We start from the raw sequence: 25,181 nt of genomic DNA on the forward strand, positions 1-25,181 counted from the left end.
TATATTAAAATTCCAGCCATGAAAGAAAACCCATTTTTTAGATCTTTGTAGTTTTTTTTACTAAAATGTTATAAAATACTCCTTTATCCTAACAAAAAACAAACTTATGAAGAGATAGGAAGGCAATAAACTGGATTGCGGAGAGGAGATAAATCGATGAATCTATTTAATTCAAAGATCATTATAATTTTACTGCTAATTGCAACGCTTTCTGTGATCGATATATTCGATGATCAAATTTTGGGGATTCTTGGTTTAAAAGGCAATGGGCCAGTTGAAGAGATAATTGATACGGCAAGTTCTTCTTTAATAGTAATGTTAATTATTTGTGCTCTAATAATAGTAAAGAACATTTTCTATCAACTAGATAAACAAGAAAAACAATATCGGAATTTAATTGAATTATCCCCAGAGGCTATCCTTATTCATCGTAAAGGGAAAATTCTCTACATTAACAGATCTGGAGCAAAGTTACTTGGTATAAGTAATTCAGATGAAGCAATTAATTATAATTTGATGAAATTTATTCATCCTGATTCGATTGATCATTTGCGGTCCTTAGAAAAGAGAATCAAAAGCAATGAAGAGGCCGTTTTGAAGCATCGTTTTAAAGTGAAAAGATTAGATGAAACAATATTTGATGTAGAGTTCACCTCAGCAAAGATTGAATATGGCGGACAACCTGCAAGAGAAGTCATTGTTAGGGACATAACCATTGAAAAGAAGAGAGAAGATGAAATGAAACAATTGGTTTACCAAGACGCTTTAACTGGGTTGCCGAACCGAAGAGCTTTTGTAGATAAGCTGAATCAAACATTAAGTGAGCTAAAAAGAGATAACGCGGTACTAGCGGTAATGTTTATCGACTTGGACGGGTTCAAACAGGTAAATGATACTTTTGGACATGAAGCAGGGGACCTTCTTTTAAAACAAGTCAGTAACCGTTTTAAGGATTGCACTGGTGAAAAAGATATGGTCGCGAGGTTAGGAGGAGATGAGTTTGTCATCTTACTTCCTGATACTAATCAAGACGACTGTACCTTGACAGCCAAAAGGATCATCGAGTGTCTCGCTTTTCCAATTTTTCTTTCCGGAAAAGATGTACGAGTATCACCCAGTATAGGAATTGCTGTCTATCCTGAGAACGGGCAAGAGGCAGAGACGCTGATTAAACATGCTGATTTGGCTATGTATCAGGCTAAACGTCGGGGAAAAAACAATTACCAAATGTATAAAACGGGCTGCTAGCATTATTTTTAAAATTACCTTTTAGAAAACATACTTTATGAAGCATGGATTAAACAGTCCATGCTTTTTCACTTTATTTGAAAGTGTAATGACTTGCGCAGAATTCTTCTTTAACTGTTGCAAAACAAGACAAAGTGAGTAAATAACTGGGGTAATATATCCACAATAGCTAGCATGAGAAAGCACTATATGGAAGATTAAAATTCAATTAAAAACGGCAATAGGACACAGAGGCAGTGTTAAAGTATAGACAAGGACTATATTAAAAGTTGAGCAGCATGATAGCACTTGTTAACAATATATAGAGGAAGTGGAGATCATTAAATACCGAATTTTAGTTGTAGAAGATGAGGTTCAAATCGCTAAAGTTTTAAAAATAGAGCTTGAATACGAAGGATATGAGGTACTCGTTGCTCACGACGGAAAGTCTGGTTTAGAGGCAGCGTTGCACGAAAAATTGGATTTAATATTATTAGATGTGATGTTGCCTGGATTGAACGGAATTGAAATCTTAAGAAGAGTCCGTAAAACGAATAGTTTAATACCTATTATCTTGCTCACAGCACGAAATATGACGATGGATAAGGTAACAGGACTAGACCAAGGAGCGAATGATTATATCACGAAGCCCTTTGAAATCGAAGAACTGCTTGCAAGAGTCCGCTCTTGTATTCGCCAAACTTCTTTGACTGTGCATGCTATGAATAACAAAGATACTTTATTATCCGTTCACGATTTAACGGTAAACCTTGATACTAGAGAGGTTAGCAGGAACGATTTAACAATTTTTCTGACTCCAAAGGAATATGATTTACTCGTGTATTTACTGTCTAATAAAAATAAAATAGTGACACGTGAGAACATTTTGATTAACGTATGGGGTTACGAATACGAAGGAGAAACTAACGTAATTGATGTATATATCCGTCATTTAAGAAAGAAAATTGAAGAGGAGTTTCCTGATGAACCTCCTATTTTTCTTACGGTAAGAGGAGTTGGTTACACAATAAAGGAGCGTTAGTAAAATGAGAATTACCACTAAAATAAATTTGTTGACGAGTGCCTGGGTGCTATGTGTTTTACTAGTTGTAAATGCTGTTGTATTCTTCTCCTTTATGAAGATTACAATCAATACAGAAGAGGAAGAGTTGGGCGCCAGAGCACAATACATTCTTAATGAATTACATGAAAACGCAGCTGCAGATATTACTCAATCACAATTAATCCCGTATTTAACAAATGAATCTTATATCCGAGTCATTCAACCCGACAATCAAATTGTAGAAGTTTCTAGTGATAAGCATTTCTCTTCCAAGATACAAGGAAAATTTTCTGAAAGCCCTGGTACGGAAACTCATACCATCAGGCAGCCAGAAGGAGAAGAACAAGTATTAATTGTAAGAGTGCCAATAAAAATGGAAGGACAGACGACAGGAACTTTAGAGATTGGAGAGAGAATACTCGGCTTAGAGCTAGCGAAGGATATATTGCTTACTATCCTTGCTTTTTGTACGGTCTTAGGAGCTGTCTTATCCTTACTTGGAGGCAGGTGGTTATCTAATGTCATCATGAAACCAATCTCCAATATGATTAATACAATGGAAGACATCGAAAAAAGCGGAATTCCTAAAAGAATTGTGATTGAACATTCAACAAAGGATGAACTTCAAAAAATGGCTGAGACCTTTAATCGGATGATCGGAAGGCTGGAAGCTAATTTAGATAAACAAAAGCAATTTATTTCTGACGCTTCTCACGAATTAAAAACACCGCTTACGGTTATTAAGAGCTATGCTGATCTTTTACGAAGAAGAGGAGTCAAAAACGAAGAATTGGCACTGGATGCTATTGAGTCAATCCACACTGAAACAACTAGAATACAAATTATGACAGAAAGGCTGCTTGATCTCGCTAAAACGGAGTCAGAGCAAGTATTAGAGATAAAACAAATTGACCTGCTCTTTTTGTGTGAAAAGATTATAAACCAATTAGAAGGAGCTTATAAAAGAGAGATTTACTTGCATTTTAAAGAACCCCTAATCATGGTTATGGCAGATGAATTAAAAATAAAACAAGTCATGATTATCCTTCTGGACAATGCCATTAAATACAGTGCCGGTAAAATTGATGTCTTTTTAGAAGAGAATAACGCCTTTATTATCGTTCGTGTAAAAGATTATGGTATAGGGATCCCCCTAGATGAAATTGAAAATATATTTGAACGTTTTTATCGTGTAGACAAAGCAAGAAGCCGGGAAACTGGCGGCACAGGATTAGGCTTACCTATAGCAAAAAATATTATAAAACAGCACCACGGAGAAATTAAAGTAAATAGTGTGGAAGGAAAGGGAACAGAGGTTGCATTATTTTTGCCTAAGTAAGGGCACTATTGTTCTTAAAGAGAATAGAATTTTAAAAAATAAAAACTAAAACCCGAACAGGCTTTTCCTGGCCTGTTCGGGTTTTGTGCATTCTAGTAGATAGAGAGATTATTATTCGTTTTATCGTAAGTATTTTTTCAGCGCCAACTGATTTTATTGTCCTCTTCCGCTTTTTCCTTGTCTCCATTGTCTTTTTCATGCCTAATAAAAAAATTACTGAATTGATTGTAAGTCCGTATCAAAAATTGAACGAGAGGTTCTAGTCTCTTTGAGAAATACATCACTAGAATGCTTGTCATACATGCAAGCAGTATACTTCCTAATACATCAGCAGGAAAGTGAACCCCTACATAAATGCGGGACAGTCCAACTAAGATCGCCCAAATGAAAATGGGGTACTTTAGGCGATCATTACGAAAGAGGACTGTCCAGGCGATAGCAAACACCAATACAGCGTGATCACTAACAAAAGAAGAATCTGCTGCATGGGGCACTAATTGGTGAACATGGTGACTGACAAAAGGACGCGGGTGGTAATAAATAAGATGAATGACGGCGTTCACACATAATGCAAGGGCAGAAGTAAAGACCGTATATAAAGCTGTATAGCGTTGATCCATTCTTTTTTTCTGATCACCGCCGAACCAAAGATACAGCATCAGGGCCAGGACGATATAAGGTACGCTATTGGAGAGCGCAACCATTACCGTATCTATTAATCCGAAGTGTCCAGCCCATCCGTTAATTCGTTGAAAAATTTCGTAATTCATTTAAAATACCTCCGAAGATTCAATGGGTGCAACAGTAATGGGATAATATAAGAATAAATACTTTGTCTGAGAATCTCCTGAAAAGTACATTAAAAATCAATTAAAAAAAGGGTATTCCACGAAATTAGTGATAAATTGATTACAGGATGAGCATGAGACTTAAAACCTTCAGAGGGCATTTTCACATGCTTGTCATACTCACCTAAAGGTATAAAAAATGAAGAACATTCTATTCCTGCCTCTTTTGCAAATGTCATCAGGCCATCACCAAGCTGCAGATGCATTAATGAATAGGCTAAAAAAACGTACTAAAGATGTGGAAGAAAACAAATGAACCAAAAAGAAAGGAGATGGAGAAGGGATGGGAAACCTAACGGGCTATGTTGATCAATTTGGATATATTGTATTGTTTGCCGCTTTATTATTAGAAATGCTTGCTGTTCCCTTGCCAGGTGAATTTCTAATGAGCTATAGCGGATTTCTCGTTTACCAAGGTCACTTAGGCTTAACCCTTAGTATTTTAGCCGCAGGTTTAGGATCTTCTATTGGGATGACCGCCGCCTATTGGATAGGGTATAAATTAGGGACCCCTTTCTTTGAAAAATATGGCCATCGGTTTCATATGGGGCCGGAAAGAATTGAAAAAACCTCCCGTTGGTTCGGTAAGCATGGAAACAAACTTTTAATCATCGCTTATTTTATTCCAGGAGTTAGACATATAACAGGTTATTTTTCCGGGATTACGCGACTTTCCTTTCGTACGTATATATTATTTGCATACAGCGGGGCGTTTCTCTGGGTAAGTGTATTCATTTTTCTTGGCAAGATATTAGGTCCTCAATGGGAACAGTTTCATACTTCAGTGAAGAAATACCTTATCATTGGGAGTATGATCATAATCGGAATTTTAACTGTGTTATATGTATATAAAAAGTATAAGCTGGCATTGAAAGACTTCGTGATGAAGTTGTTGGAGCTGACTCTGAGCCTTCTCCATACAACAAAACGGGTCGGTCTTTTCATTACAGCTACGGCTATGGGAACTCTGGGGCTTATTATCTTAATGATGGGCATGATACAGGATTTCTTTGGAAATGAATTTCAGGATTTTAATGAGCTTGCAGAGCTCTTAATCTCATCAGCTTTTGGCGATAAATGGATAGATTTAATGTTATTTTTCAATTCTTTCGTGTCTAGGAAGGTGCTAACGACGCTTCTTCTTTTGATTATAATTTGGATTTTGTTCAAAGGTCGTAATAAAGTTCTTGAATTATCGTCTCTTGTTTTTACTGTATGCGGAGGAGAATTGTATGAAGAGAGCTTGCGGAAAATTTTTCATGATTTTTCCCCTGTAAAATCCTCTTCAGATCAAGCGTTTTATTCTTTTCCAAGTGAGCAATCCTTAATGACGATTGTGATATATGGTTTTGTCGTATTTATATTTGTTCGTACTGTCCGTAGAATATGGATACATTCATTTGTGCTTATAATGACCCTTTTTTTATTGTTTTTTATTGCCATCGCCCGCCTGTCTCTGGCTATTGAGCTTCCAAGTGACGCAGCAGCTGGCTATGTTTTTGGAGGTGGTTGGTTAGGGTTAAATATGCTCTTACTTGAGAGTCTTCGCCTTCTTATGAAAATGGATTCCCGCCCACTAGGAAAAGAGTGATAAAAAAGAGAGCCGCAGAGTGGACAAACAGGCATGACAGGGCCATTTGGAACGCCATGCTGCTTCTAAGCTAAGCATCAACACGTATAGAAGGATATCTGAGGAGGAACGTTTAAGAAGATGAATCTAAAATTACGCCTTACCAGCGCGTTCTTCATTAGTCTTTTTTGTGTTATTTTATTTGGGTTGATCGCAATGCTAATAAGTGATCAAAAAATTGTGATGTTTGACAATACAATCATTTCTTTTATTCAAGAGCTAGAAACTCCTGCTCTTACAAACGTGATGAAGTTCTTTTCTTTCATTGGGGCGGGGTATCCTTGCATTTTACTAACGATCGCTATTATGCTTTTTTTATATACCGTTTTACATCACCGGAAGGAACTAATTTTGTTCATTTGGGTGGTGACGGGATCGGAGCTTCTTAATTTAATATTAAAGATTGTATTTCACCGTGCCAGGCCTGCCATTCATCGTATGGTGGAAGCAAACGGTTTTAGCTTTCCTAGCGGACATTCTATGGCTGCCTTTAGCTTATACGGAATTGTTGCTTTTTTGCTGTGGCGGCATGTTAAAACTTCGTTTGGCCGTAGTATGTTAATTGGGATTGGTGTTATACTGACTGGCGCAATTGGTGTAAGTCGTATTTATTTGGGTGTTCATTATCCAAGTGATGTAGCGGGAGGCTATTTAGCGAGCGGTTCTTGGTTGACCGCTTCTATCTGGGGTTATCAATCATATGCAAAAAAATTCTAGGGGACAACAGAGGGGGGGCAGGATTTTTTCTGCAGATGAGATCGAAAAAACAAGTAAATAATCATTTTAAGCCGCATTTTATTGAAAAAATGCGGCTTGAAATGATTGGAAATCAATAGAACTTAAGTTTTGAGAACAGAAGCTCTAAATGAAATGATTAAAAGGCATAGAGCAGTAGTCTAACCCTAAGTACATAAAAAGATATTTTGGAAACAAGAATAATGCAATGATTTTTGATAAAAATTTATTGTTATTCGATAAAAAATGTAATAAGCTTACATTACGGATAATAAGTGAGGTGCTTTTATGAAACGAGGAACAACGCTTTTTTTAAAGGTCGCTGTTTGGACTATTGGAGCTGCGGTGCTGGCTCTATGTACATTTTTATTACCTAAGCTAGCAAATGAAGCGGCAGGTACGTTCCCGGAATATGCTTATTTACATGATCCGGTTTTAATTGGTTTGTACATAACGGCAATCCCATATTTTTTCGCTATATTTCAGGCTTTAAAGCTTTTAAAATTCATTGAACACAACAATGCCTTTTCTGAGTTGTCTGTAAATTCGTTGAAGTATATAAAATACTGTGCAAGTGTGATTAGTGCCCTATATATCATAGGTAGTGTATTCCTCCTATCACAAAACGCTTTGCATCCTGGAGTAGCTGTGATCGGATTTACCATTACTTTTGCTTCGATCGTTATTGCTGTCTTTGCTGCGCTTCTTCAGAAATTATTAAAAAGTGCCATTGATATAAAATCAGAAAATGATTTAACGGTCTAAGGTGGAAAATGGCAATTATAATCCATATCGATGTCATGTTAGTGAAAAGAAAAATGAGTGTAACAGAGCTATCTGAAAGAGTTGGAATCACGATGGCTAATCTTTCTATTTTAAAAAACGGAAAAGCAAAAGCCATTCGATTCTCCACTTTAGAAGCTATTTGCAAGGCTTTAGATTGTCAGCCTGGTGATATCCTAGAGTATAAATGTGACGCAGACACATAAGGGAAAAGAGCATTTATATACTAAGCTTTAGATTTAAAAAGAAAAACGATTAAACTTACTTTAGGCGGGATGGTATGTCACTACTATTAGTAATCGGTTTTTTTGGAGTGTTGCTTGCTATATTGTTGAAGGGATCTACAGTAAGCATGGTGGATGAAAATAACAAACTTGTCTATAGGCTGAAAAATGCTATGTGGTTTCAAAACCATTGGTTATCTGGAGTATTCTTATTTATCATGAACGGGTGCCTATTTTTCTCGTCATGTCTTGCTCTTTATGTGTTGATGCATTTTTTAATTCCTTTTGTTCATTTAATTGTCATGTTTGTTGCTGTAATTGTTAGTATCTATCTCTGGGCTTTAATGAATAAATCATGGGAAGGCACAAAAAGAAACCGCTTGAAGATGGCGGCTGTCGGAAGTGGTTTTTATCTTGTTTTGACATTTATATTCGTTTATTGGTTGGCAACATTAACACCTTCCTACCCGGAAGAGGATACCTTTATGCGGGCTATCGGATTGTTTTTCGCTATAATAGTTGCATCCGTTGCCTCTATTGCCTGTTTTGTTGTCACAGGATTTTCAAAAAAAGAAAATGACCCTTTCAAAATAAAATAGGATGTGATTACATGAAGATATGGCGGGATGAACAAGAAGACATGTATAAGCTTCCGGATTTAAAGGAGTCTGATATTAAACAAACGGAGAAACTTTTCTCTGTGACATTTCCAAAAGAATACATCGAGCTTCTTCAGGTCCAAAACGGCGGACTTATTATGTATAATGCGTTCCCAACAACCTTTCGGACAGACTGGAATGACGATTCTATTTATCTTGATCATATTATGGGCATTGGCAAGGAACACGGAATTCTAGAGAACGATTACTACATAAAGGAATGGGGGCTGCCTGAAGGCTTGCTGCTTATAAGCGGTGATGGGCATTCATGGATTGCGTTTGACTACAGAAAAACACCAGAAAATCCTCCAATTGTGTACATTGATAATGAAAACGAACAAATTATCACTTTAGCTTCTTCATTTCAGGAGTTTTTAGATAAGCTTTATATAGAGGAAGCTCCAAGTTTACATGAGTATGAAAAAGTAATGGTTTCAAAAGAGGTAATGGAAAATTACATACATGCCAACAACATTGAAGGCATGGTTGAATCGATTGATATCATGTCAACCAGTCTATCAATCGATATTCAATGGTTTATCCAAAAATTGTTAGAGTTAAGCAGGCATGAGAATAAAGAGGTAAGAGTGTCCGCAGCAATGGCTGTTCTGTATCTATTGCAAACAAGTGAGCTAGAAAAAGAAAGAGAAACGGTAGAAGAGCTTTTAGAAATTTTTAGGCAGGATTCTGATGGCGATGTTAATTATTATGCAGAACTAATAAAAAAGGGGTTAGAGTAACCTTTTTGGTATAAATTGAAGATAAGGGCTGATTTATCTGCTGGCACATGAAAGACAAAGTTTGTAAGTGACGAGCAGAATAGCGAATTAATGCATTTTATGTGAACTATAAATTTAATAAGTAAAACCTCGAAAACTATTCAATTCGAGGTTTTTTTACTTATTAAATTATTTTTGAGAATTCCTTTGCTTGGGCATCTAGTTTTTCTGCAGAAGAGGAAATGTTCATGAAATCTTCTACTGTTACATGAACTTGTTGCTGGCTATGTTCAACATTCTCCTGTTCACGTGTTATGCCATTTGTAATTTTTGCGATTTCTCTTGTGATTCCTTCGATATTGTCCCGGACTTCGATAATAGAATTCTCCACACTAATGGAAAGCTTTCGAACTTCTTTAGCGACTACATCAAACCCTCGGCCATGCTCGCCAGCGCGAGCTGCCTCTATTGCGGCATTTAGCGCTAATAAATTGGTTTGGGCCGCAATCTCACGAATGGTTTTTACAATACTTTGGATGGCCTTCGTTTGTTGTTGAAGATCATCCAAAGTATGGGTGTTTTCTAAAGAGATTTCTGCAATTTTATTAATCGTCAGGAGCAGTTCTTGACTGCGGTTAATGCCGGTTTCGGAGCTTACGCTGAGCACTTCTGCCATCTCCTGTAATTCATCTGCCACTTGGGAGACGATGTTTTGTCTTTTCGTTATATCGGTTGCTACTTTTAAAATGCCGATAACGCTTCTTTCTTCTAGATCGCGTATAGGCATATACGTTGCTTCTAGCCAGACACGATTCCCCTTTGCATCTATTCGTTCAATTTTATCTTGAAAGCTTTTGCCGAAAGTTAAATCCCGCCAAAATCGCTCATAACCCGGACTAGTGGAAAAATGAGAGAAACATAGCTCCTTGTGATGCATACCGAGCATTTTTTCTCTGGTGTAACCCATTGTTTCAGAGAACTTATCGTTTACATAGGATACACGACGATTAAGATCAAACTGGATCATAGCCAAATTATTTTCCATTGCTTTAAGAACAAGTGTATTATTTATTTCTTCTTGCTGTTTTACCATTCCGATTCTCCTCTAAAATGAAATTGTAGGTCACCTTCATAGTCTAGCCAATTGTGTGCGGCATTCGAGAAAATCTTCCCACATCTTAAGAAACAAATCCAAGAGATATGGATCAAATTGTCTTCCTCTTCCTTCTTCTAAAATCTTTTTGACTTTTTCAGCGGAGAGAGCATCCTTATAGACACGTTTGGATAATAAAGCATCGAATACATCTACAATAGCTACAATTCGTCCTTCCAATGGGATGGCTTCACCTGCAATCCCATTTGGATATCCTTTTCCATTCCACCACTCATGGTGTGTATAAGCAATTGTCGCGGCCATTTGAATAACAGGCAGTTCCAAGTTCGATAAAATGCGATGGCCGATAAGAGAATGTGTTTTCATCGATTCCCATTCTTCATTCGTCAGTTTAGCTGGCTTATTCAGAATGGAATCTGGAATCCCTACTTTTCCTATATCGTGAAAGCGGGCAGCAAGTGAAATATTCTCAACGAATTGCTCATCTTTTCCAATAAGCTTTGCCAGCATTCCTGATAAAACACCAATTCGATAGACGTGCGTGCCGGTATCATCATCGCGAAACTCTGCTAATTTCAATAATCTGTCCAGTGTGTCGAATAATATTTTTGATTCCTTTGTCGTATCTTGCATCACGAGAAGAGAGCGTGACAGATCAAAAATATTGTTAACAGAAAATGGCCTTACTTTGTAATAGTGGGGCACCTTTTCTTCCATTTCTAATGTTAACGTAGCATGATCTCTTTTATTTAAAAGCGGGCATTCTGTACAAGGGACCGCTCGGTTAAAAATCAGTTCATAGCACCGGCTTCCAAAGTTTTGAGGAAATATAGTATTTGATTTTTTCGTATCTAACAATTTCTGCATTTTATTATTGACCCAAGTAATTTGGCCAAAATCGGTCGAACTAATTTCATAGGCGTAAACATCAAGAAATTGAAAATTTTGTAGAAACTGATAAGGCTGGACCGTTTCTTGTATTAAAGATTTAATGAATTTATAAAGACGATCAAAGGCTGTTATATAATTAAAAAGTTTCGGATCAAGAGAATGGTTTTCATTTGAGAGGAAAACTTTTTTCAACGCTTCCTCTAAACAGTCTCCAATCATCTGAAAATGCTGGTGAGAGATTTTATTATTGATAATTAAGCGGCTCCAATCTTGAATAAGACGATAGAAAATTTCTGGCTTGCGGTACACTCGCTCTTGGAAAAACTGAACAACTAGGCTGCTAATATAGATAAAATAATCTTTACTGTACATAAGAGTGCGTAGAGATTCATGATTTCTAATTCTTTCTGCCAAGAGATCCTGGAACAGTTCACTAAGATTTGATGCTTGAAACGAAATAAGACCGCTAAATTCATCTAAACAGATAAGATCCTCATCTGTAAGACCATTCTCATACTGAATTTTTTTGAGTTCATATCTTAAAGGGTGTACGGCTCGATCCAGTTCAAATTCATTATAGGCTTCCATCGTCAGCTGCATATCAAAAGAGAAAAGGGCCTGCAAAGCATTAATAAAAGGCACGAGCTTTTCATGCAATATAGACTGGCCGATTTCTGTAATGACATTTATATATTTAGCATAAGTCGCAAGATACCATTGAAGGTTTAGTCCTATTTTAGAATGAACTTTTCCTATAGTCAGACGACCCTTAATATAAGTGTCGTCGATCATTCCAGTTAAACACTGTTCTAGATAGCGGCATTGTGCCCGCTTTAATCTTTCGAGAGTAGAGTGTTCATCAATAATTTCCCCTAAACTTTCAATCATATAAATTTCTTCATATAATCTGTCAACAATTTCAGGTATAAAGGGGGCTAAAACGTCTTGTTGTTCGTTGATACGTTGAAGTTTTTCTGAGGTAATGCCAATAAACTGTATCTGTTCTAATCTCTTAGGATCTGAGACTTTTATTCTGTTTAATTTGGCACTTTTAGACATAGCCATAAAACGTCCTCCTAGAGTTAAATTTTATGGTCGGTTGCGCTACCGGCTCCCAATCACCCAAAGCGCCCAAATGCAGATGATCTTTCTTTGCCTCCATAGATCTTTAAGATGGTGTATAGATAAATAATATACCAATTTATGAAAAAAATGTAGAACTTTATTCTTATATTTTAAAGAAGTAACGCATTAATCCTTCATGCAGTAAAACGTGAGTAAGTAAAAAACATTCTGTCTGAAAGTGTCGTTAGTAAGCAGAATAGCGGTTATCATTGTTGGCTATACTCTATAAAATAATCTTTAAGTATCAAAAAGGAGAACAGAGGCGATATGGCAGACTATTTGGAAGTTACTTTACGAACCGTTCTTGCTTTTGGAATGTTATTTGTTGCCGCAAGATTTTTAGGAAAACAAACCATTTCCAAGATGACGTATTTTGATTTTATTGCGTCCATTACCATTGGCGCTATTATTGCTAACCTTTCCTTTAATGTAGCTTTGAAAACACACCACCTGGTGATTGCGTTTACTGAATTTGTTTTAATCGCTTTTTTAATTGCGTTTCTTTCATTAAAAAATAGAAAAGCTAGAAAGTTTTTCGCAGGAGATCCGACTGTTATTATTCAAAATGGGAAAATATTAGAGAAAAATATGGAGAAAATGCGTTATACTTTAGACTATTTAAACCAACAGTTGAGAGAGAAAGATGTTTTTAATATCGATGAGGTTCTATTCGCTATTATTGAAACAAATGGAACGCTCACTGTTTTGAAGAAACCAGAATTCCGTAATGTAATAAAGCAAGACTTAACAATAGCTGTTCAGCCAGAAAAGGCGCTTCCGATAGAGCTTGTAATGGACGGTGAAATTATACATGCTAACTTCGTGCAGAATAACTTAAAATCTAGCTGGCTGGGATCTCAATTGAAAAAACGCGGCTTACAACTAAGTGAAGTTGTATATGCGGTTCTAGCTGCTAATGGAAAGGTATATATCGATACATACAAGGATCATATTCACTCTCCTGTAGATGAAGAGCCGTCTGAATAAAAACAAAAGATATTCAATACATTAACAACTACGTTTTAAAGCTTTTAATTTCTTTTATTTTGTCTTTACAAATGGTTTTTCCGAGAGTATAGTAGCTATTATCAATTTAATATTTACATAAAATCGACCTTATATTGCTTAATCCTTATGGAGTGGGGGACCCATCTTTGTGCATAGCACTCGGGGTGAATCCTTCGTTAGAGGGTAGGGCTACTTTCAAAGTCCGAGTCCGACAGCTAACCCCATCAGCGTTTTGGAAGGAGGTTTGCTTTGTGTTGTTTGTAGGAACACTGAGTAAGGCCTTGGTGTTCTTTTTGTGTTTTTAAAAAGGCAGCGTTATAGCATTATTTCTTTTTAAAGAAAATTATGATGAGGAAATGAAGGGATCGTATGGTTAACAGCAAATCTGGTTATTTTATGGACCCACCAAAGATTTTAGCAGGCGGGTTTGCTCTCGTTATTTTCTTAGGTGCCTATCTTTTAACACTGCCGGCTGCTACTCAAAATGGAGAAGGATTATCTTTCTTAAACGCCCTTTTTACAGCTACTTCTGCGACTTGTGTGACGGGTTTAGTCGTAGTAGATACGGGCACAACGTTTACCACCTTTGGCCAGCTTGTGATTTTAAGCCTTATTCAAATTGGCGGATTAGGATTTATGTCGGTTGCGACACTGTTTGCTTTTCTGCTGCGGAGAAAAATCTCTTTCAAGGAAAGACTGATTTTAAGAGAAGCTTTTAACTCTTTAGCGATTGAAGGAATCGTCAAGCTAGTAAGGAGGGTGTTGCTCTTTACATTAATCTGTGAGTTTATAGGCGGGACACTGCTCGCTATTCGTTTTTCTTTCGATATGCCTGTGGGAAAGGCAGTCTATTATGGTTTTTTTCATGCGATATCTAACTTTAACAACGCAGGATTCGACCTTATGGGAGGATATAGAAGCTTCACGGGCTACGTTGACGACCCCGTTGTGGTATTGGTCGTCTGTTCGTTAATTATTTTAGGTGGGATTGGATTTGTCGTCATGAATGAACTATATGAATATCGTAAGAGGAAGCACTTATCTTTACACACAAAGATTGTATTAGTGACAACCTTCTTGCTAGTCGCAGTAGGCGCAGCTCTTATTTTCTTTTTGGAGCTCCATAATCCTAAAACGCTCAAACCTTTATCTTGGACAGGGAAGTTCTTAGGGGCTTTGTATCAATCAGTCACAGCCCGTACAGCGGGATCGAATACACTTAATATTGCTGACTTAACCGATACGTCCTTGTTTTTGATTATCTTTTTGATGTTCATTGGGGCTTCTCCAGGGTCTACAGGAGGAGGAATTAAGACGACAACGTTTGCTACATTGGTTGGCGCTGTCATATCCCAGATAAAAGGAAAAGAAGAAGTTGTCTTTTTTGAAAGAAGAATTGATTATAAATTAATCTATAAATCTCTTACTATTATTTTAAGCAGTTTGTCTGTTATTGTGATGGTCACGATGATCTTAACGATTACGGAAACGGGAAAAGGGTTCCTCATGATTGTTTTTGAGGCGACTTCGGCTTTTGCCACGACAGGGCTATCAATGGGACTAACGCCGGACTTGACACCTATTGGAAAAGTGGTCATCATCCTGGCGATGTTTACAGGAAGGTTAGGTCCATTAACATTAGCCATAGCGCTTACGTTAAATCGCCAGCCTGACCGTTATCGATATACAGAGGAAAAAATAATGATTGGATAAGTTTGAAGCAATTGCGCGGGAGGATTTACCAGCAGTGATTAGAAAATTAATAAGCCAATGGTTTTTACAAGTCGGTTCAGCACACATTCATCTTATTTTAGATAAGAAAGAATTTATCCCAGGAGAAAAAGTAACAGGATATTTTTCTTTGGAAGGTGGATGGTTCGAACAGAACATTAAGAGACTAGAATGTGATCTGGTCGTAGTAGACAAACAGGAACACACGGAGCAATTGATCGAAGGAGCTGTCACAAGATTAATGTCAAAGTCGATTGACTCCAATGAATCGGACCAAATTCCTTTCACATTTTGTCTGCCGGCTAAGCTAGCTCCTTTATCGGGCAATCGTTCGTATCAATTTCATACGAGAATCGTTTTTAGCAATGGCACGGAAAGCAGTGACCATGATGAAATCAAAATTTTGAAGACTGAATCGCAGATAAAGTAGTTTGCTATCGCAAGCACCTTTCTTATAAAGAAGGGTGCTTTTTTGTGTACCAGGAGTAATTCCAACTATAAACAACACCAAAATTTGGTATTGACACAAAGGCAACTGTATGAAATTTATAGAAATATTTAACGAAAGGGTGGAGGAGCGGAGAGAGTTAGATGTGATGATCGAAGGTTGTCATTGAGTTATTTACATAAAAAATAAATCCAATAAATTGGGATATGAAGCAAAATTTTTTAGAGAGAGGTCAACAACAAAAAAGTTCTAAGTATAAAGAAAAATTAAGGCAATGAAACATGTGAATAAGAAATTAAATTTATGATCTAGTAAGAAAACTTAGATTAACTATGATTCACACATGTGAATGATTAAGTTTAATTATTTATAATTTACAATGAAACTGAATTTTTTATTTTCAACAAAAGAATGCAGCTATTAGAATTAGATCCAGCTAACGATTGAAATGAATCATGAAAACGGTGATTAAGATTTTATATTAATTCATCTTTAAAATATCTCAATATTAAAAGTTTACTTATGAAATGAGATATTTTAATACAACTTCCTATAATTTATATTATGTTAACTAAAAATCAATCTTTATTATGAAAACTCTTTTCCCGCCTCCTCCTGAAGTTTTGGTCCGTTTTTTTAGTAATTGAATGCACTTTTCTGAACGCCTATAGCTTCAACACAGTTATTCTTTAAGCTTTTTAAAAAAGCTTTCTCTTTTTACAACCCCAGCTTTGGTTAATTTCTTCTTCAAAGATATTAAATTTTCTTTTAATGTAAAGGTTTTTATCTCCGCAATTGACTTTAGTGAATATGTTAGCCGTTTCACTAATTTCAGATTGTAAAGGCTTCATTTTTTCCGTTTAATTATAGTTATAACCAAACAGAATTGTCTGTAGTTTTCGTTTAAATAGGTTTTCAAATTCAACCGCTTCTAACGCTGTAATATCTCTTGGTAATACTTTTAAAATCGCATATTGGAAATGTAAATGCGCAGCAGGGTTTTGTTCATGCAGCTGCTTAAATGCTTCATTGCCCCCATGAATTGTTGCGGCGTACTCCGACCAACGACCAAGCAATCCGTTTTTATTGTATGAAGAGCCAATATACATTTTGCCGTTAGAACGATCTGTTATGATATAGATCGCATTGATCGAACTTAAAGCGATATGCCAATCAGCATATGACTGTCGATCGTCAACGATTCTCTTTAATTCGTTATATGTTAATAGGACATTTTCGTATCCTGGAAAGACAAACTGGCTCGTATTTACTAGCTGCGTAATAACTTTTTCATTTGTTCCTTTTTGATACCATTTGACAGCTGCTTTGCCCCATTCAATAAATAATTTATTTTCGTATGTATGTAATGGATCATTATCGATCTCAAATAAAGGATTCATTATTTCATCTTTATAGGGTTCTAATAAAAATGGTGAGCAATTCTGCGAGATAAATGGTGTTTCACCATGTCGTACTTCATACGACGTTAAATATTTTGCTGTCGTGCCTTCATCTGCGGAAAAGACAATTACCTTATCATAGGCATCAAAGAAATGAGGAGGCTGTTTTTGTGTGTATTCACGTAAAAAGCCATCACGATACGCTTTGATAAATCGTTCATGCTTCAAAGAATGCCGGATAAGTAATGTTCTGTTCAAATTGTACTGGCAGCGCCTCAATAAATCAGATAATAAGAAATACATCTTTTTGTCTCCTTTTTATAAGTTTACATAATCAACTCTCAAAAACCATGTTTCCCAGTGTTAAATCTATTAGTGGCATGCTAGTAATCGCCCTCGCTTTGAATTTATTTTAATTTCTAGCACTTAAAATATTAAAACTATGAACCTCCATCTTGCAAGTTCCTAGTAAGCTTGAAAATTTATGAAGCTTATGTCTTTATGCGTTTGGATAATCGCAAAGCCTTAATACATATCAAAGCATTGTTTTGTCAACATCCATTATTTCATCTAACCCAATAGCAGCTTCTTTTACTAGTTAAAATTATGTAAATATAGTTTATATAGCATGAAATGAGAAAAATTTCGGGTTAATACAAAAGAAAAATTTTATTAGTATATTTATTTTATCATTTCTCCTCGATAGAAATAGATCTATAATTATGACCCTTTAAGCCTTTTCTTAACCCACTCCTTGTATTCCAGCCCATTATATTCATCAGTTTTCACAATGACCCAGCGATTATTTTCAAGCTCTAGAAAGATTTCCATTAAAAGTTCTCCTCCTGCTTTATCAAAATTACTACTCATATAGCCTATGCCACCGTGGACAAGAAGAATGGCCTCTTTGTCGTTTACTGTTTTTACTTTCATTCGATCATAGCTCTCAATACTATAATTAGCATCGACTACTTTAAAACGTTCATTGAGTGATTCAACTTCATACCTCTCTACATTGATTCCTTTCTTAAAATCATAGTCATTCTTTAAGTCAGGATATTGATTCCACAGAATGTTAATATCATTATGTATGACCGCTTGTGTTCTATAATACATATACTTCGTGACAAGGTGCTCGTACTTCACCCAATCAGACGGTTCAGGTTCAATGAAACCGTCTATACTCTTTTTTGTATTCTGGTTTTCTGGCTTAACTGGGTTTGGTTGACATCCCCAGAGAGAAAATAGCGTCACAACTATTAAACTTCTTAAAAGATACCTCTTCATATTTCACCTCTTGTCTTTGTGATAAAACAAAATTATACCATTTTTTAAAATTATTAGGTTGATCTAAAGTGTAAAGCTTCTCTCTTTCTATTTCCACACTGACAAGAATATCTGCCGTTAGGTTAATTTGGTTACCCCTATATTAGGATGGAGCTAGTTTGAAAGCTCTCTTAGTTCCCTTCCTCCCCACCTCTTTAAGCAAGGTGAATTGACATGAAATCGTCTTTGTATTAAAGTAATAAAGGTAATTAGTTTGTATAGCAACTAAATAGTGAGGGATGCACTTGAAGCTATCTTTACAAGACTATATAAGCATTAAAATTCATCAAACGGATTTAAGCCTTACAAGCCTCATTAAATCTAAATTAGAGCCATTCAACCTTGCGCCTGAACAGAATTTAATTATGATGCTCCTTTGGGAAAAAGATGGTTTGACTCAAAATCAATTGGGAGAAATCCTTAATAAAGATAAAACCAATATTGCCAGAATGGCTTCTAATCTCGAAAGTAAAGGGTTTATTAAAAGAATCAGCAGCAAAAATGACCGCCGCTCCCTGGAACTGCACCTTACTTCATGCGGAAAAGAACTTGGCAAACAGGTAATCCCTATTACTGAAAGATTTAATGATATCGTTTGTAAAGGCATTTCCGAGGAAGAACTTCTAACTCTTGAAAAGATTCTTTCAAAAATCAGCCTGAATGTCCAAGAGTCTTATAAATAGGACATTCACCTCTAATAGTTGTTATAACAACTTATTTCTTTTCTTTGATAGTTGCTACAGCAACCATCGAAGCTATTTTATTAAGAGTGAGGGAATAAAAATGTCTAAAGTGTTATTTATCAAAGCGAATGATCGCCCAGCTGATCAATCTATCAGCTCCAAAATGTATGAAGTGTTTGTTAACACTTACAAAGAAGCAAATCCAGGGGCTGATATTGCGGAGTTGGATCTTTTTAATATAGAGTTGCCAAATTACGGCAACACAGCGATTATGGGTGTATACAAGCGTAATCAAGGAATGGAGTTAACTGCAGAAGAAGCAAAAGCGGCAAACTTAGTAGATCAATATTTGAATCAATTCCTTGCGGCCGAGAAAGTGGTATTTGCCTTCCCATTATGGAACAGCACAGTTCCAGCTCCCTTAGTGAATTATATTTCTCACCTGGCCCAAGCAGGAAAAACATTTAAGTACACTCCTGAAGGACCAGTGGGGCTTGCAGGGGACAAAAAAGTCGTTTTATTGAATGCTCGCGGCAGTGATTATTCTTTAGAGACGATGGCTGCAGCTGAAATGGCTGTTAAGTATGTTCAAGCGAACCTCGGACTATGGGGAATTACGAATCCAGAAACGATTGTGATTGAAGGACATAACCAGTACCCTGACCGAGCGCAAGAAATCATTGCAGACGGGCTAGAAAAAGCAGCAAAAGCAGCTGCTGCATTTTAATTAGAACATCTCATCATTAAACTGCATCTTTGTTGTTAATCGTATCAACAAAGATGCAGTTTTTTTGTTATGTTTTTAATGCTGAAAAACATTCTTTTTATGCCATTTGAAATAGGGTTTGTTGTATTCGTATCGAGTAATTTTCATTTTTTCGTGAATGCTGTACTTAGCATAATCTGACTGGGGTAGTTGTGATGAAATATGCAGCCGCCCCTGGCCATCAAAGGCAATATAACCTTTCATATATAAAGCGTCGTGATTAGAACATAACAGCACACCATTATATGGATCTAGCCGCTCTGTATCGGTGCTGTCTTTCCAAGGTTTTGAATAGCTTGCCCGTAATAACGCAGGAAGCTCGATCCCGCAAAGTGCACATTTATGCCCCCACAACGGAGACAATTCCCGTTTAAACTTTTGCTGGCCTAAACGAATTTTTGCCTTCGCTTCCGCTTCCGTTTCAGCGATTACTGGCACAAGGGTGTTACGCTCTGTCTGACGGACAATGCCTATCGCTAATTCAAGCTGCTCCAGCTCTGCCTCATAAATATTAAGGTCACTAATAAGCTCTAACAATTTAATGGCCAGCTCTTCGTTACAAGGATATAAACAACCTTGATTGCCGTTTCCGTCTTGCTGGAATGCCGAATATTTAAGCGGCAGCAAAGGCCGTAGCTCTTCAAAATTCTCACGTATGTTTAAAGGTATTTCTAATTCATGGTAGTGAAGCTTTACTAAGTAGCCTTTTTCTGCCCATGGCTCAACATATTGCATGGCGACGGGTTTAACTGCTTCTTCACAGCTTGAGGAGGCGACACTAATGGCGACAATATTCCCTTTCACATAGTGGAAAACTCTATCACCTTCCTTCACTTCAGTCATTCGCAGCCATGAATGTGGTGTGTTGCCGCCTTTATCTTTTTGAGGAGACCAAATAACCCCTTGTTCTTTTTCTTCCTGATAGGTGTGGCCATGCATAACAATAAAACTGTTCATACGATCTCCCCAATTCTATAAATAGATTAAAAAATTTCTTTATCCTTTATTATACATTAGATGGGAGAATGGCCGCATTGACGTTAAACCCATATAGGGCCAGAAAAAATACATTTTTGAAGTTTCGTACACAGAAAAGCCCATAAGTCTATATACATGACTCGTGGGGAAAGCGACATTCAAAAATCTAAGACTCCCGATAGTAATAGATGTTCCCGTTATGCTCTCTCATATTGATACGGCCGATGGACTCTAGGTAAGTCACTCGCCATTCAATTCGAAAGCTTCGTCGGAAGGTCTTTCGTTAGCTATACAAAATATGGCTTATATTATAATCGCCGTGTTTGCTGTAGGCTTAATTATGGCTTTTTTATTCCTAATCCCAAAAAGGGAATGAAACCAAAAGCTAAAATAGAAAACCTGAATCCGATTGAATCGGACGCTTCATCCTTCTAATCTTTTCTTTGCTTGATCTAACTATATTTATGGAAACTTATGTAACGAATCATTCAAGAAGCTATTTCAAGACGATTTGAAATAGCTTTCTTTTATTACATACTGCCTTCTTATCATTTTAGAACATTGTTTTTAAGTATTCAGTACAGGGAACATGTTAAAAGAAACGTTTCACATGAAAGGGAGGAATGTTTAATGGCTTTTAGTAATCAAAACAAAAAGGCAGCTCCTGAAAAACACGATGACAAAGGATATAAGGACTTTTATCAAAAAATGGGCGAAGATGTGAACCATGGCAAGGAGTTTTATCAGGAAAGCGGATTGAAGAACAGCGATTCTTTTTCTGAAGATCTCCCCGAAAAGTCTTATGAAAAAGAAGATTTTTATCAAGAAATGGGTGATAATCCTAAAGATGAATACCCTAAATAAGCTACTGATAAAGAAAAGCTGCGGAATCTATTGCGATTGCCGCAGCTTTTCTTTTCTACTTGTTTTTGCTCTCTGGAAAAGTAACCTGCTTTGTTCGAACGTCTACTAACGTCGGTGAGTTTGTATTCAATGCTTCTTGGAGAACCGACTCCAGATCGGCATCTGACTGAGGGCAGAAGCCTTTCCATCCGCAGGCTTCTGCTACTTTTACGAAGTCTGGATTTGTGAGTTCTACTCCTACCTCCTCGCCTCCCTCTGCTTTGAGTTTATCCCTTTCCATTTGCAGGGCATGATTGTTCATCACGATCACTGTGATATTCAGCTCATAGCGTGAAGCGGTTAACAGGTCTGCAAGTGTCATTTGTATTCCGCCATCTCCAACAACCGCGACCACTTGTTTATCAGGTTTTTCAAGCTTTGCGGCCATGGCAGCCGGCAGACCGAAGCCCATTGTCCGCCAATAGCCTGAGAATAAAACAGCTTGTTGTTTTTGAGGACGGAAGTTACGATTCATCCAAATCGTTACATTGCCAGTGTCTATTGTAAAGATAGCATCTTCCGCGGCTGTTTGATCGAGAGCGCGGACAATTCGTGACGGGTGGATCGGATAACCGGCAGTTTTGCCTTCCTGTTCATTTTGCCGAGTCCACTTTTCTTTTATCTCACGGCAAGAGCTGATCCAGTCTTCAGAACGTTGAAATCCTTGCAAGCTCTCTGCTAATAATGGAATCACTTCCTGTGTTTCGCCAGTTATTCCGAGTTCTGTCGGTATGCCTTTTTCAATTTTATCGAAATTTTTGTCAATTTGAATGATGCGTGCATCGGTTGGCACGTATCCCTCAGGCCACCATGTCGTACCGGCTAACAGCACAACGTCCGCTTTTTTAAATACTTCAGGCGCATAAGGATTCCCGCCTTCACCAATTCCCTGCAATAGATTTGGTGAAGATTCGTCAAATAGTCCCTTTCCGCCTAGGCTTGTCAGAATGCCAGCCCCCCATACTTCCGCCAGTTCCTCAATGGCCTCCGGGTCAGCTGCTGAACCAGCGCCCGCCATAATCATTGGACGCTTAGCGGTTTTCATGATCGCTGTTGCCTGTTCTAAGCTTTCCTTAGTAAACGTAGACACTCCTTCAATAACCGTTGGCAGCGGCCGTGGTTTCACCGTAACAATTTTATCGAAAAGGTCTTTGGGAACGGACAAATGACTCACTACCCGCTGTCCTAAAGACGTTTGGGCAGCTTTGTGAAGAAGCTCAATAATAGCATCCTGGCTCGCTAAGTTTTCAGAATAAGAAGCAAACGGCTTCAGAAGCTCTTGCTGGTTTATATATTGCTTATAAGCCATTCCGATCTTATTGCGAGGTGCTTGTCCGGTAATGACGAGGACAGGTGCTTTATCCGCATACGCATCTCCCAACCCGTTCAACAAATTAGCAGCGCCTGGCCCCATCGTAGCGGTGCAGACAGCAAGATTGCCTGTCAACTTCGCTTCTGCTGATGCCATGAAAGCAGCCGTTGACTCATGTTTAACGGCAATAAATTTAATTTTATCCTGTTTAGCTAAGGCGTCAATGAGACCAAAAATAGCATCGCCCACTACGCCGTAAATTCGCTTTACACCGAATAGAGACAACTGATCAAGTATCAATTCGGCAACCGTTCTTTCTGTTTTTTCCATAAGAACCGGAACCTCCTGTTTGAATTTTTCACTACATTGATTCTTTCACTAAAATGGAATAGCTAAACTTGCTATTTTTATCATCATCTTGTAGTTTGCTTCATTTGAAAATCTTCCTTTAACTTTGTTATTCTTAGTACTGAACGTGGAATGGATAATTCATATAAAAGGAGATATGCCAAATGAATTTTGTAACGTTAAATAACGGCTTAAAAATGCCTCAGCTTGGATTCGGAGTTTGGCAGGTAGAGGATGATCAGGCAACGGTTGCGGTAGCAAAGGCGATCGAGGTTGGATACAGATCGATCGATACAGCGATGGTGTATCAAAACGAAGGCGGTGTCGGCAAAGCGATTCAGCAATCTTCTGTACCTCGCGAAGAATTGTTCATAACAACCAAGGTTTGGAATAGCGATCAAGGCTATGAAAATACACTGCGGGCTTTTGACGACAGTTTGGCAAGATTAGGACTTGATTACGTTGACCTGTATCTCATCCACTGGCCTACTCCAAAATACGATGAATATGTAGATACATATAAAGCGCTGGAAAAGCTTTATCATGATGGACGGGTAAAAGCAATCGGCGTATGCAACTTTGACATTGAACATTTAGAGCGTATTTTAAAAGAGTGTGATGTGAAACCTGTGTTGAATCAAGTAGAATGCCACCCCTATCTTGCCCAAAATGAGATGAAAGAATTCTGTGCAAAACATGATATTTACGTGGAAGCATGGAGTCCGCTTGAGCAAGGAGGAGATGTGCTGAAGGATTCTGCCATTCAACAAATTGCGGAAACGCATAGTAAATCACCGGCTCAGGTTGTGCTGCGCTGGCATTTACAAAATAATACGATTGTCATTCCTAAATCCGTTACCCCATCTCGGATTGAAGAGAATTTCAATGTATTTGACTTTGAATTGTCACCAGATGAAATGAGAATAATTAACGGATTGAACCGCAACCGCCGTAAAGGCCCGGCACCAAGCGAAATGAATATCCGATAATAAAAAATAAAAACCGCGGCACTGGACTGAATATATTCCAACGCCGCGGTTTTTATATAAAAGCTTATAATTCAATGGATTCCCCAAAACCGACTATTTCTACATTTGTTTTATGATCTTTTAAACGTTCTTTAAGGTCCGCATCATGGCGAACCATCATTGGGACAATTGGAAAGCTTTGTTTTAGTCCGTCTAAAACCTCTCGTCTTTTCGCTTCCTCTTCTGTAGGAAAGTTGTGAATGGGAATGACAGTGTGAACATCTAAAAGATGTCTTATAGCATATTCCGCTTCCCTTGCTCCCATCGTTAAAATGTCAGAACAAGATAAGATCGCCACTTTAGGTTCATATACATCTTGAATGATTTTCATTTCCGCTGTTAATCCTGTGTCACCAGATATATATACTGTTTCTTCTTGATTGGACTCCAAAATAAAACCACATGATACTCCGGCATATGTAGGGTTTCCGTGTATTTCTTGATAGGAACTAGTATGCACGGCCGGTACCATGGTCATTTGCACAGTCGTTTCGGCAGCTTTCATTGTACCGCTAATATTAAGAGGCATTACATTAAATCCCTCATTGAGTAAAATGAGCGCTAACTCATACTGAGCAAGAACTTGCACTTTTGGATTGACTTCTTTTATGAACGTCAAACCTTCTGTGTGATCAAAATGACCATGTGTCAGCAGGACAACATTTGCACTCTCCATATATTGTTTTAATTCCTCTTCAACACTTCCTGGGTTCATGGAATAAAAAGGATCTACCAAGATATTTAAATTTTCATATTCAATGCTTAGCATAGCATGTCCTAGCCGTGTGATTTTCATTTTATCGACGCAGCCTCCTCACCATTCGAATAAAACATTCTTATTCTGAAGCATGAGCTTGTATCACTCCTTTTTATAAATTTTTATTGGTTTTTAT

Annotated in this window: 24 protein-coding genes, 2 pseudogenes and 2 riboswitches; of the genes and pseudogenes, 16 read left to right on the forward strand and 10 right to left on the reverse strand. The window is 37.4% G+C overall.

Annotated features, from left to right (window positions below; all coding sequences use genetic code 11):
- Positions 1–156: 156 nt before the first annotated feature.
- The 3 genes from AC623_RS09425 (at position 157) to AC623_RS09435 (ending at position 3,629) form a co-directional block, all read left to right on the forward strand.
- On the forward strand, positions 157–1,248 hold the full coding sequence (locus AC623_RS09425) for a sensor domain-containing diguanylate cyclase (RefSeq protein ID WP_049662194.1): 1,092 nt from the start codon (positions 157–159) through the stop codon (positions 1,246–1,248).
- Between the two features lie 319 nt (positions 1,249–1,567).
- A complete protein-coding gene (locus AC623_RS09430; protein ID WP_082174535.1) occupies positions 1,568–2,269 on the forward strand; it encodes a response regulator transcription factor in 702 nt (233 codons plus the stop codon).
- Positions 2,270–2,273: 4 nt separating this feature from the next.
- Entirely contained in the window at positions 2,274–3,629 is a 1,356-nt protein-coding gene (locus tag AC623_RS09435; protein ID WP_049662195.1) for a sensor histidine kinase, read from the forward strand.
- Positions 3,630–3,766: 137 nt separating this feature from the next.
- Here AC623_RS09435 and AC623_RS09440 read toward each other — a convergent pair whose 3' ends face one another.
- A complete protein-coding gene (locus tag AC623_RS09440) occupies positions 3,767–4,399 on the reverse strand; it encodes an undecaprenyl-diphosphatase (protein ID WP_082174380.1) in 633 nt (210 codons plus the stop codon).
- Between the two features lie 89 nt (positions 4,400–4,488).
- A complete protein-coding gene (locus AC623_RS21440; RefSeq protein ID WP_156187018.1) occupies positions 4,489–4,656 on the reverse strand; it encodes a hypothetical protein in 168 nt (55 codons plus the stop codon).
- A gap of 104 nt (positions 4,657–4,760) precedes the next feature.
- On the opposite strand from AC623_RS21440, the gene AC623_RS09445 reads away from it, so the two are divergent.
- From AC623_RS09445 to AC623_RS09470, 6 genes are all read left to right on the forward strand, one after another.
- The gene (locus tag AC623_RS09445; protein WP_049662196.1) at positions 4,761–6,068 is read left to right on the forward strand and encodes a VTT domain-containing protein; all 1,308 of its coding nucleotides are present in this window, start codon (positions 4,761–4,763) and stop codon (positions 6,066–6,068) included.
- Positions 6,069–6,188: 120 nt separating this feature from the next.
- The gene (locus AC623_RS09450) at positions 6,189–6,824 is read left to right on the forward strand and encodes a phosphatase PAP2 family protein (protein ID WP_049662197.1); all 636 of its coding nucleotides are present in this window, start codon (positions 6,189–6,191) and stop codon (positions 6,822–6,824) included.
- 306 nt (positions 6,825–7,130) lie between these two features.
- Positions 7,131–7,607: a DUF2975 domain-containing protein gene (locus AC623_RS09455; RefSeq protein ID WP_049662198.1), complete on the forward strand. Its 477-nt coding sequence runs from the start codon at positions 7,131–7,133 to the stop codon at positions 7,605–7,607.
- A gap of 8 nt (positions 7,608–7,615) precedes the next feature.
- Positions 7,616–7,831 carry a helix-turn-helix domain-containing protein gene (locus AC623_RS09460; RefSeq protein WP_049662199.1) on the forward strand — a complete coding sequence of 72 codons (216 nt, stop codon included), beginning with the start codon at positions 7,616–7,618 and terminating at the stop codon, positions 7,829–7,831.
- Between the two features lie 74 nt (positions 7,832–7,905).
- The gene (locus tag AC623_RS09465; RefSeq protein WP_049662200.1) at positions 7,906–8,448 is read left to right on the forward strand and encodes a hypothetical protein; all 543 of its coding nucleotides are present in this window, start codon (positions 7,906–7,908) and stop codon (positions 8,446–8,448) included.
- Positions 8,449–8,459: 11 nt separating this feature from the next.
- Complete coding sequence (locus AC623_RS09470; protein WP_049662201.1) at positions 8,460–9,248, forward strand: SMI1/KNR4 family protein; 789 nt, start codon at positions 8,460–8,462, stop codon at positions 9,246–9,248.
- A gap of 163 nt (positions 9,249–9,411) precedes the next feature.
- On the opposite strand, the pseudogene AC623_RS22295 reads toward AC623_RS09470, so the two are convergent.
- The 3 genes and pseudogenes from AC623_RS22295 to AC623_RS09480 form a co-directional block, all read right to left on the reverse strand.
- Positions 9,412–9,744: pseudogene (locus tag AC623_RS22295) on the reverse strand (methyl-accepting chemotaxis protein); the annotation flags it as partial.
- 201 nt (positions 9,745–9,945) lie between these two features.
- Positions 9,946–10,320 (reverse strand): annotated as a pseudogene (locus AC623_RS22300) (PAS domain S-box protein); the annotation flags it as partial.
- A gap of 36 nt (positions 10,321–10,356) precedes the next feature.
- A complete protein-coding gene (locus AC623_RS09480) occupies positions 10,357–12,297 on the reverse strand; it encodes an HD domain-containing phosphohydrolase (RefSeq protein WP_231603441.1) in 1,941 nt (646 codons plus the stop codon).
- A 19-nt stretch (positions 12,298–12,316) separates the two neighbouring features.
- A riboswitch (cyclic di-GMP riboswitch) is annotated at positions 12,317–12,401 on the reverse strand.
- 223 nt (positions 12,402–12,624) lie between these two features.
- Here AC623_RS09480 and AC623_RS09485 point away from each other — a divergent pair.
- From AC623_RS09485 to AC623_RS09495, 3 genes are all read left to right on the forward strand, one after another.
- Positions 12,625–13,344, forward strand: coding sequence for a DUF421 domain-containing protein (locus tag AC623_RS09485; RefSeq protein WP_049662203.1), 720 nt, complete (start codon positions 12,625–12,627; stop codon positions 13,342–13,344).
- Positions 13,345–13,469: 125 nt separating this feature from the next.
- Positions 13,470–13,610: riboswitch (cyclic di-AMP (ydaO/yuaA leader) on the forward strand.
- Positions 13,611–13,734: 124 nt separating this feature from the next.
- Entirely contained in the window at positions 13,735–15,078 is a 1,344-nt protein-coding gene (locus AC623_RS09490) for a TrkH family potassium uptake protein (protein ID WP_049662204.1), read from the forward strand.
- Positions 15,071–15,526, forward strand: coding sequence for a sporulation protein (locus AC623_RS09495; RefSeq protein ID WP_049662205.1), 456 nt, complete (start codon positions 15,071–15,073; stop codon positions 15,524–15,526). Before AC623_RS09490 ends, AC623_RS09495 begins: the two co-directional genes overlap by 8 nt.
- Positions 15,527–16,404: 878 nt before the next feature.
- Here AC623_RS09495 and AC623_RS09500 read toward each other — a convergent pair.
- Positions 16,405–17,247: a GIY-YIG nuclease family protein gene (locus AC623_RS09500; RefSeq protein WP_049662206.1), complete on the reverse strand. Its 843-nt coding sequence runs from the start codon at positions 17,245–17,247 to the stop codon at positions 16,405–16,407.
- Positions 17,248–17,664: 417 nt separating this feature from the next.
- Positions 17,665–18,231: a hypothetical protein gene (locus AC623_RS09505; RefSeq protein ID WP_049662207.1), complete on the reverse strand. Its 567-nt coding sequence runs from the start codon at positions 18,229–18,231 to the stop codon at positions 17,665–17,667.
- 284 nt (positions 18,232–18,515) lie between these two features.
- Here AC623_RS09505 and AC623_RS09510 point away from each other — a divergent pair, with 284 nt between their 5' ends.
- Complete coding sequence (locus AC623_RS09510) at positions 18,516–18,953, forward strand: MarR family winged helix-turn-helix transcriptional regulator (RefSeq protein WP_197090959.1); 438 nt, start codon at positions 18,516–18,518, stop codon at positions 18,951–18,953.
- Between the two features lie 100 nt (positions 18,954–19,053).
- Complete coding sequence (locus tag AC623_RS09515; protein WP_082174381.1) at positions 19,054–19,680, forward strand: FMN-dependent NADH-azoreductase; 627 nt, start codon at positions 19,054–19,056, stop codon at positions 19,678–19,680.
- Between the two features lie 75 nt (positions 19,681–19,755).
- Here the strand turns inward: AC623_RS09515 and AC623_RS09520 are convergent, their stop codons facing one another.
- A complete protein-coding gene (locus AC623_RS09520) occupies positions 19,756–20,676 on the reverse strand; it encodes an HNH endonuclease (RefSeq protein WP_049662209.1) in 921 nt (306 codons plus the stop codon).
- Positions 20,677–21,327: 651 nt separating this feature from the next.
- On the opposite strand from AC623_RS09520, the gene AC623_RS09525 reads away from it, so the two are divergent.
- The gene (locus AC623_RS09525) at positions 21,328–21,561 is read left to right on the forward strand and encodes a hypothetical protein (protein WP_049662210.1); all 234 of its coding nucleotides are present in this window, start codon (positions 21,328–21,330) and stop codon (positions 21,559–21,561) included.
- 55 nt (positions 21,562–21,616) lie between these two features.
- Here the strand turns inward: AC623_RS09525 and AC623_RS09530 are convergent, their stop codons facing one another.
- Entirely contained in the window at positions 21,617–23,242 is a 1,626-nt protein-coding gene (locus AC623_RS09530; RefSeq protein ID WP_049662211.1) for a thiamine pyrophosphate-binding protein, read from the reverse strand.
- Between the two features lie 182 nt (positions 23,243–23,424).
- On the opposite strand from AC623_RS09530, the gene AC623_RS09535 reads away from it, so the two are divergent.
- The gene (locus tag AC623_RS09535; protein WP_049662212.1) at positions 23,425–24,249 is read left to right on the forward strand and encodes an aldo/keto reductase; all 825 of its coding nucleotides are present in this window, start codon (positions 23,425–23,427) and stop codon (positions 24,247–24,249) included.
- 64 nt (positions 24,250–24,313) lie between these two features.
- On the opposite strand, the gene AC623_RS09540 is transcribed toward AC623_RS09535, so the two are convergent.
- Positions 24,314–25,084: a metal-dependent hydrolase gene (locus tag AC623_RS09540; protein ID WP_049662213.1), complete on the reverse strand. Its 771-nt coding sequence runs from the start codon at positions 25,082–25,084 to the stop codon at positions 24,314–24,316.
- Positions 25,085–25,181 lie beyond the last annotated feature (97 nt).

It is taken from the genome of Bacillus sp. FJAT-27231 (assembly GCF_001183975.1).
Classification (GTDB): domain Bacteria; phylum Bacillota; class Bacilli; order Bacillales; family Domibacillaceae; genus Pseudobacillus; species Pseudobacillus wudalianchiensis.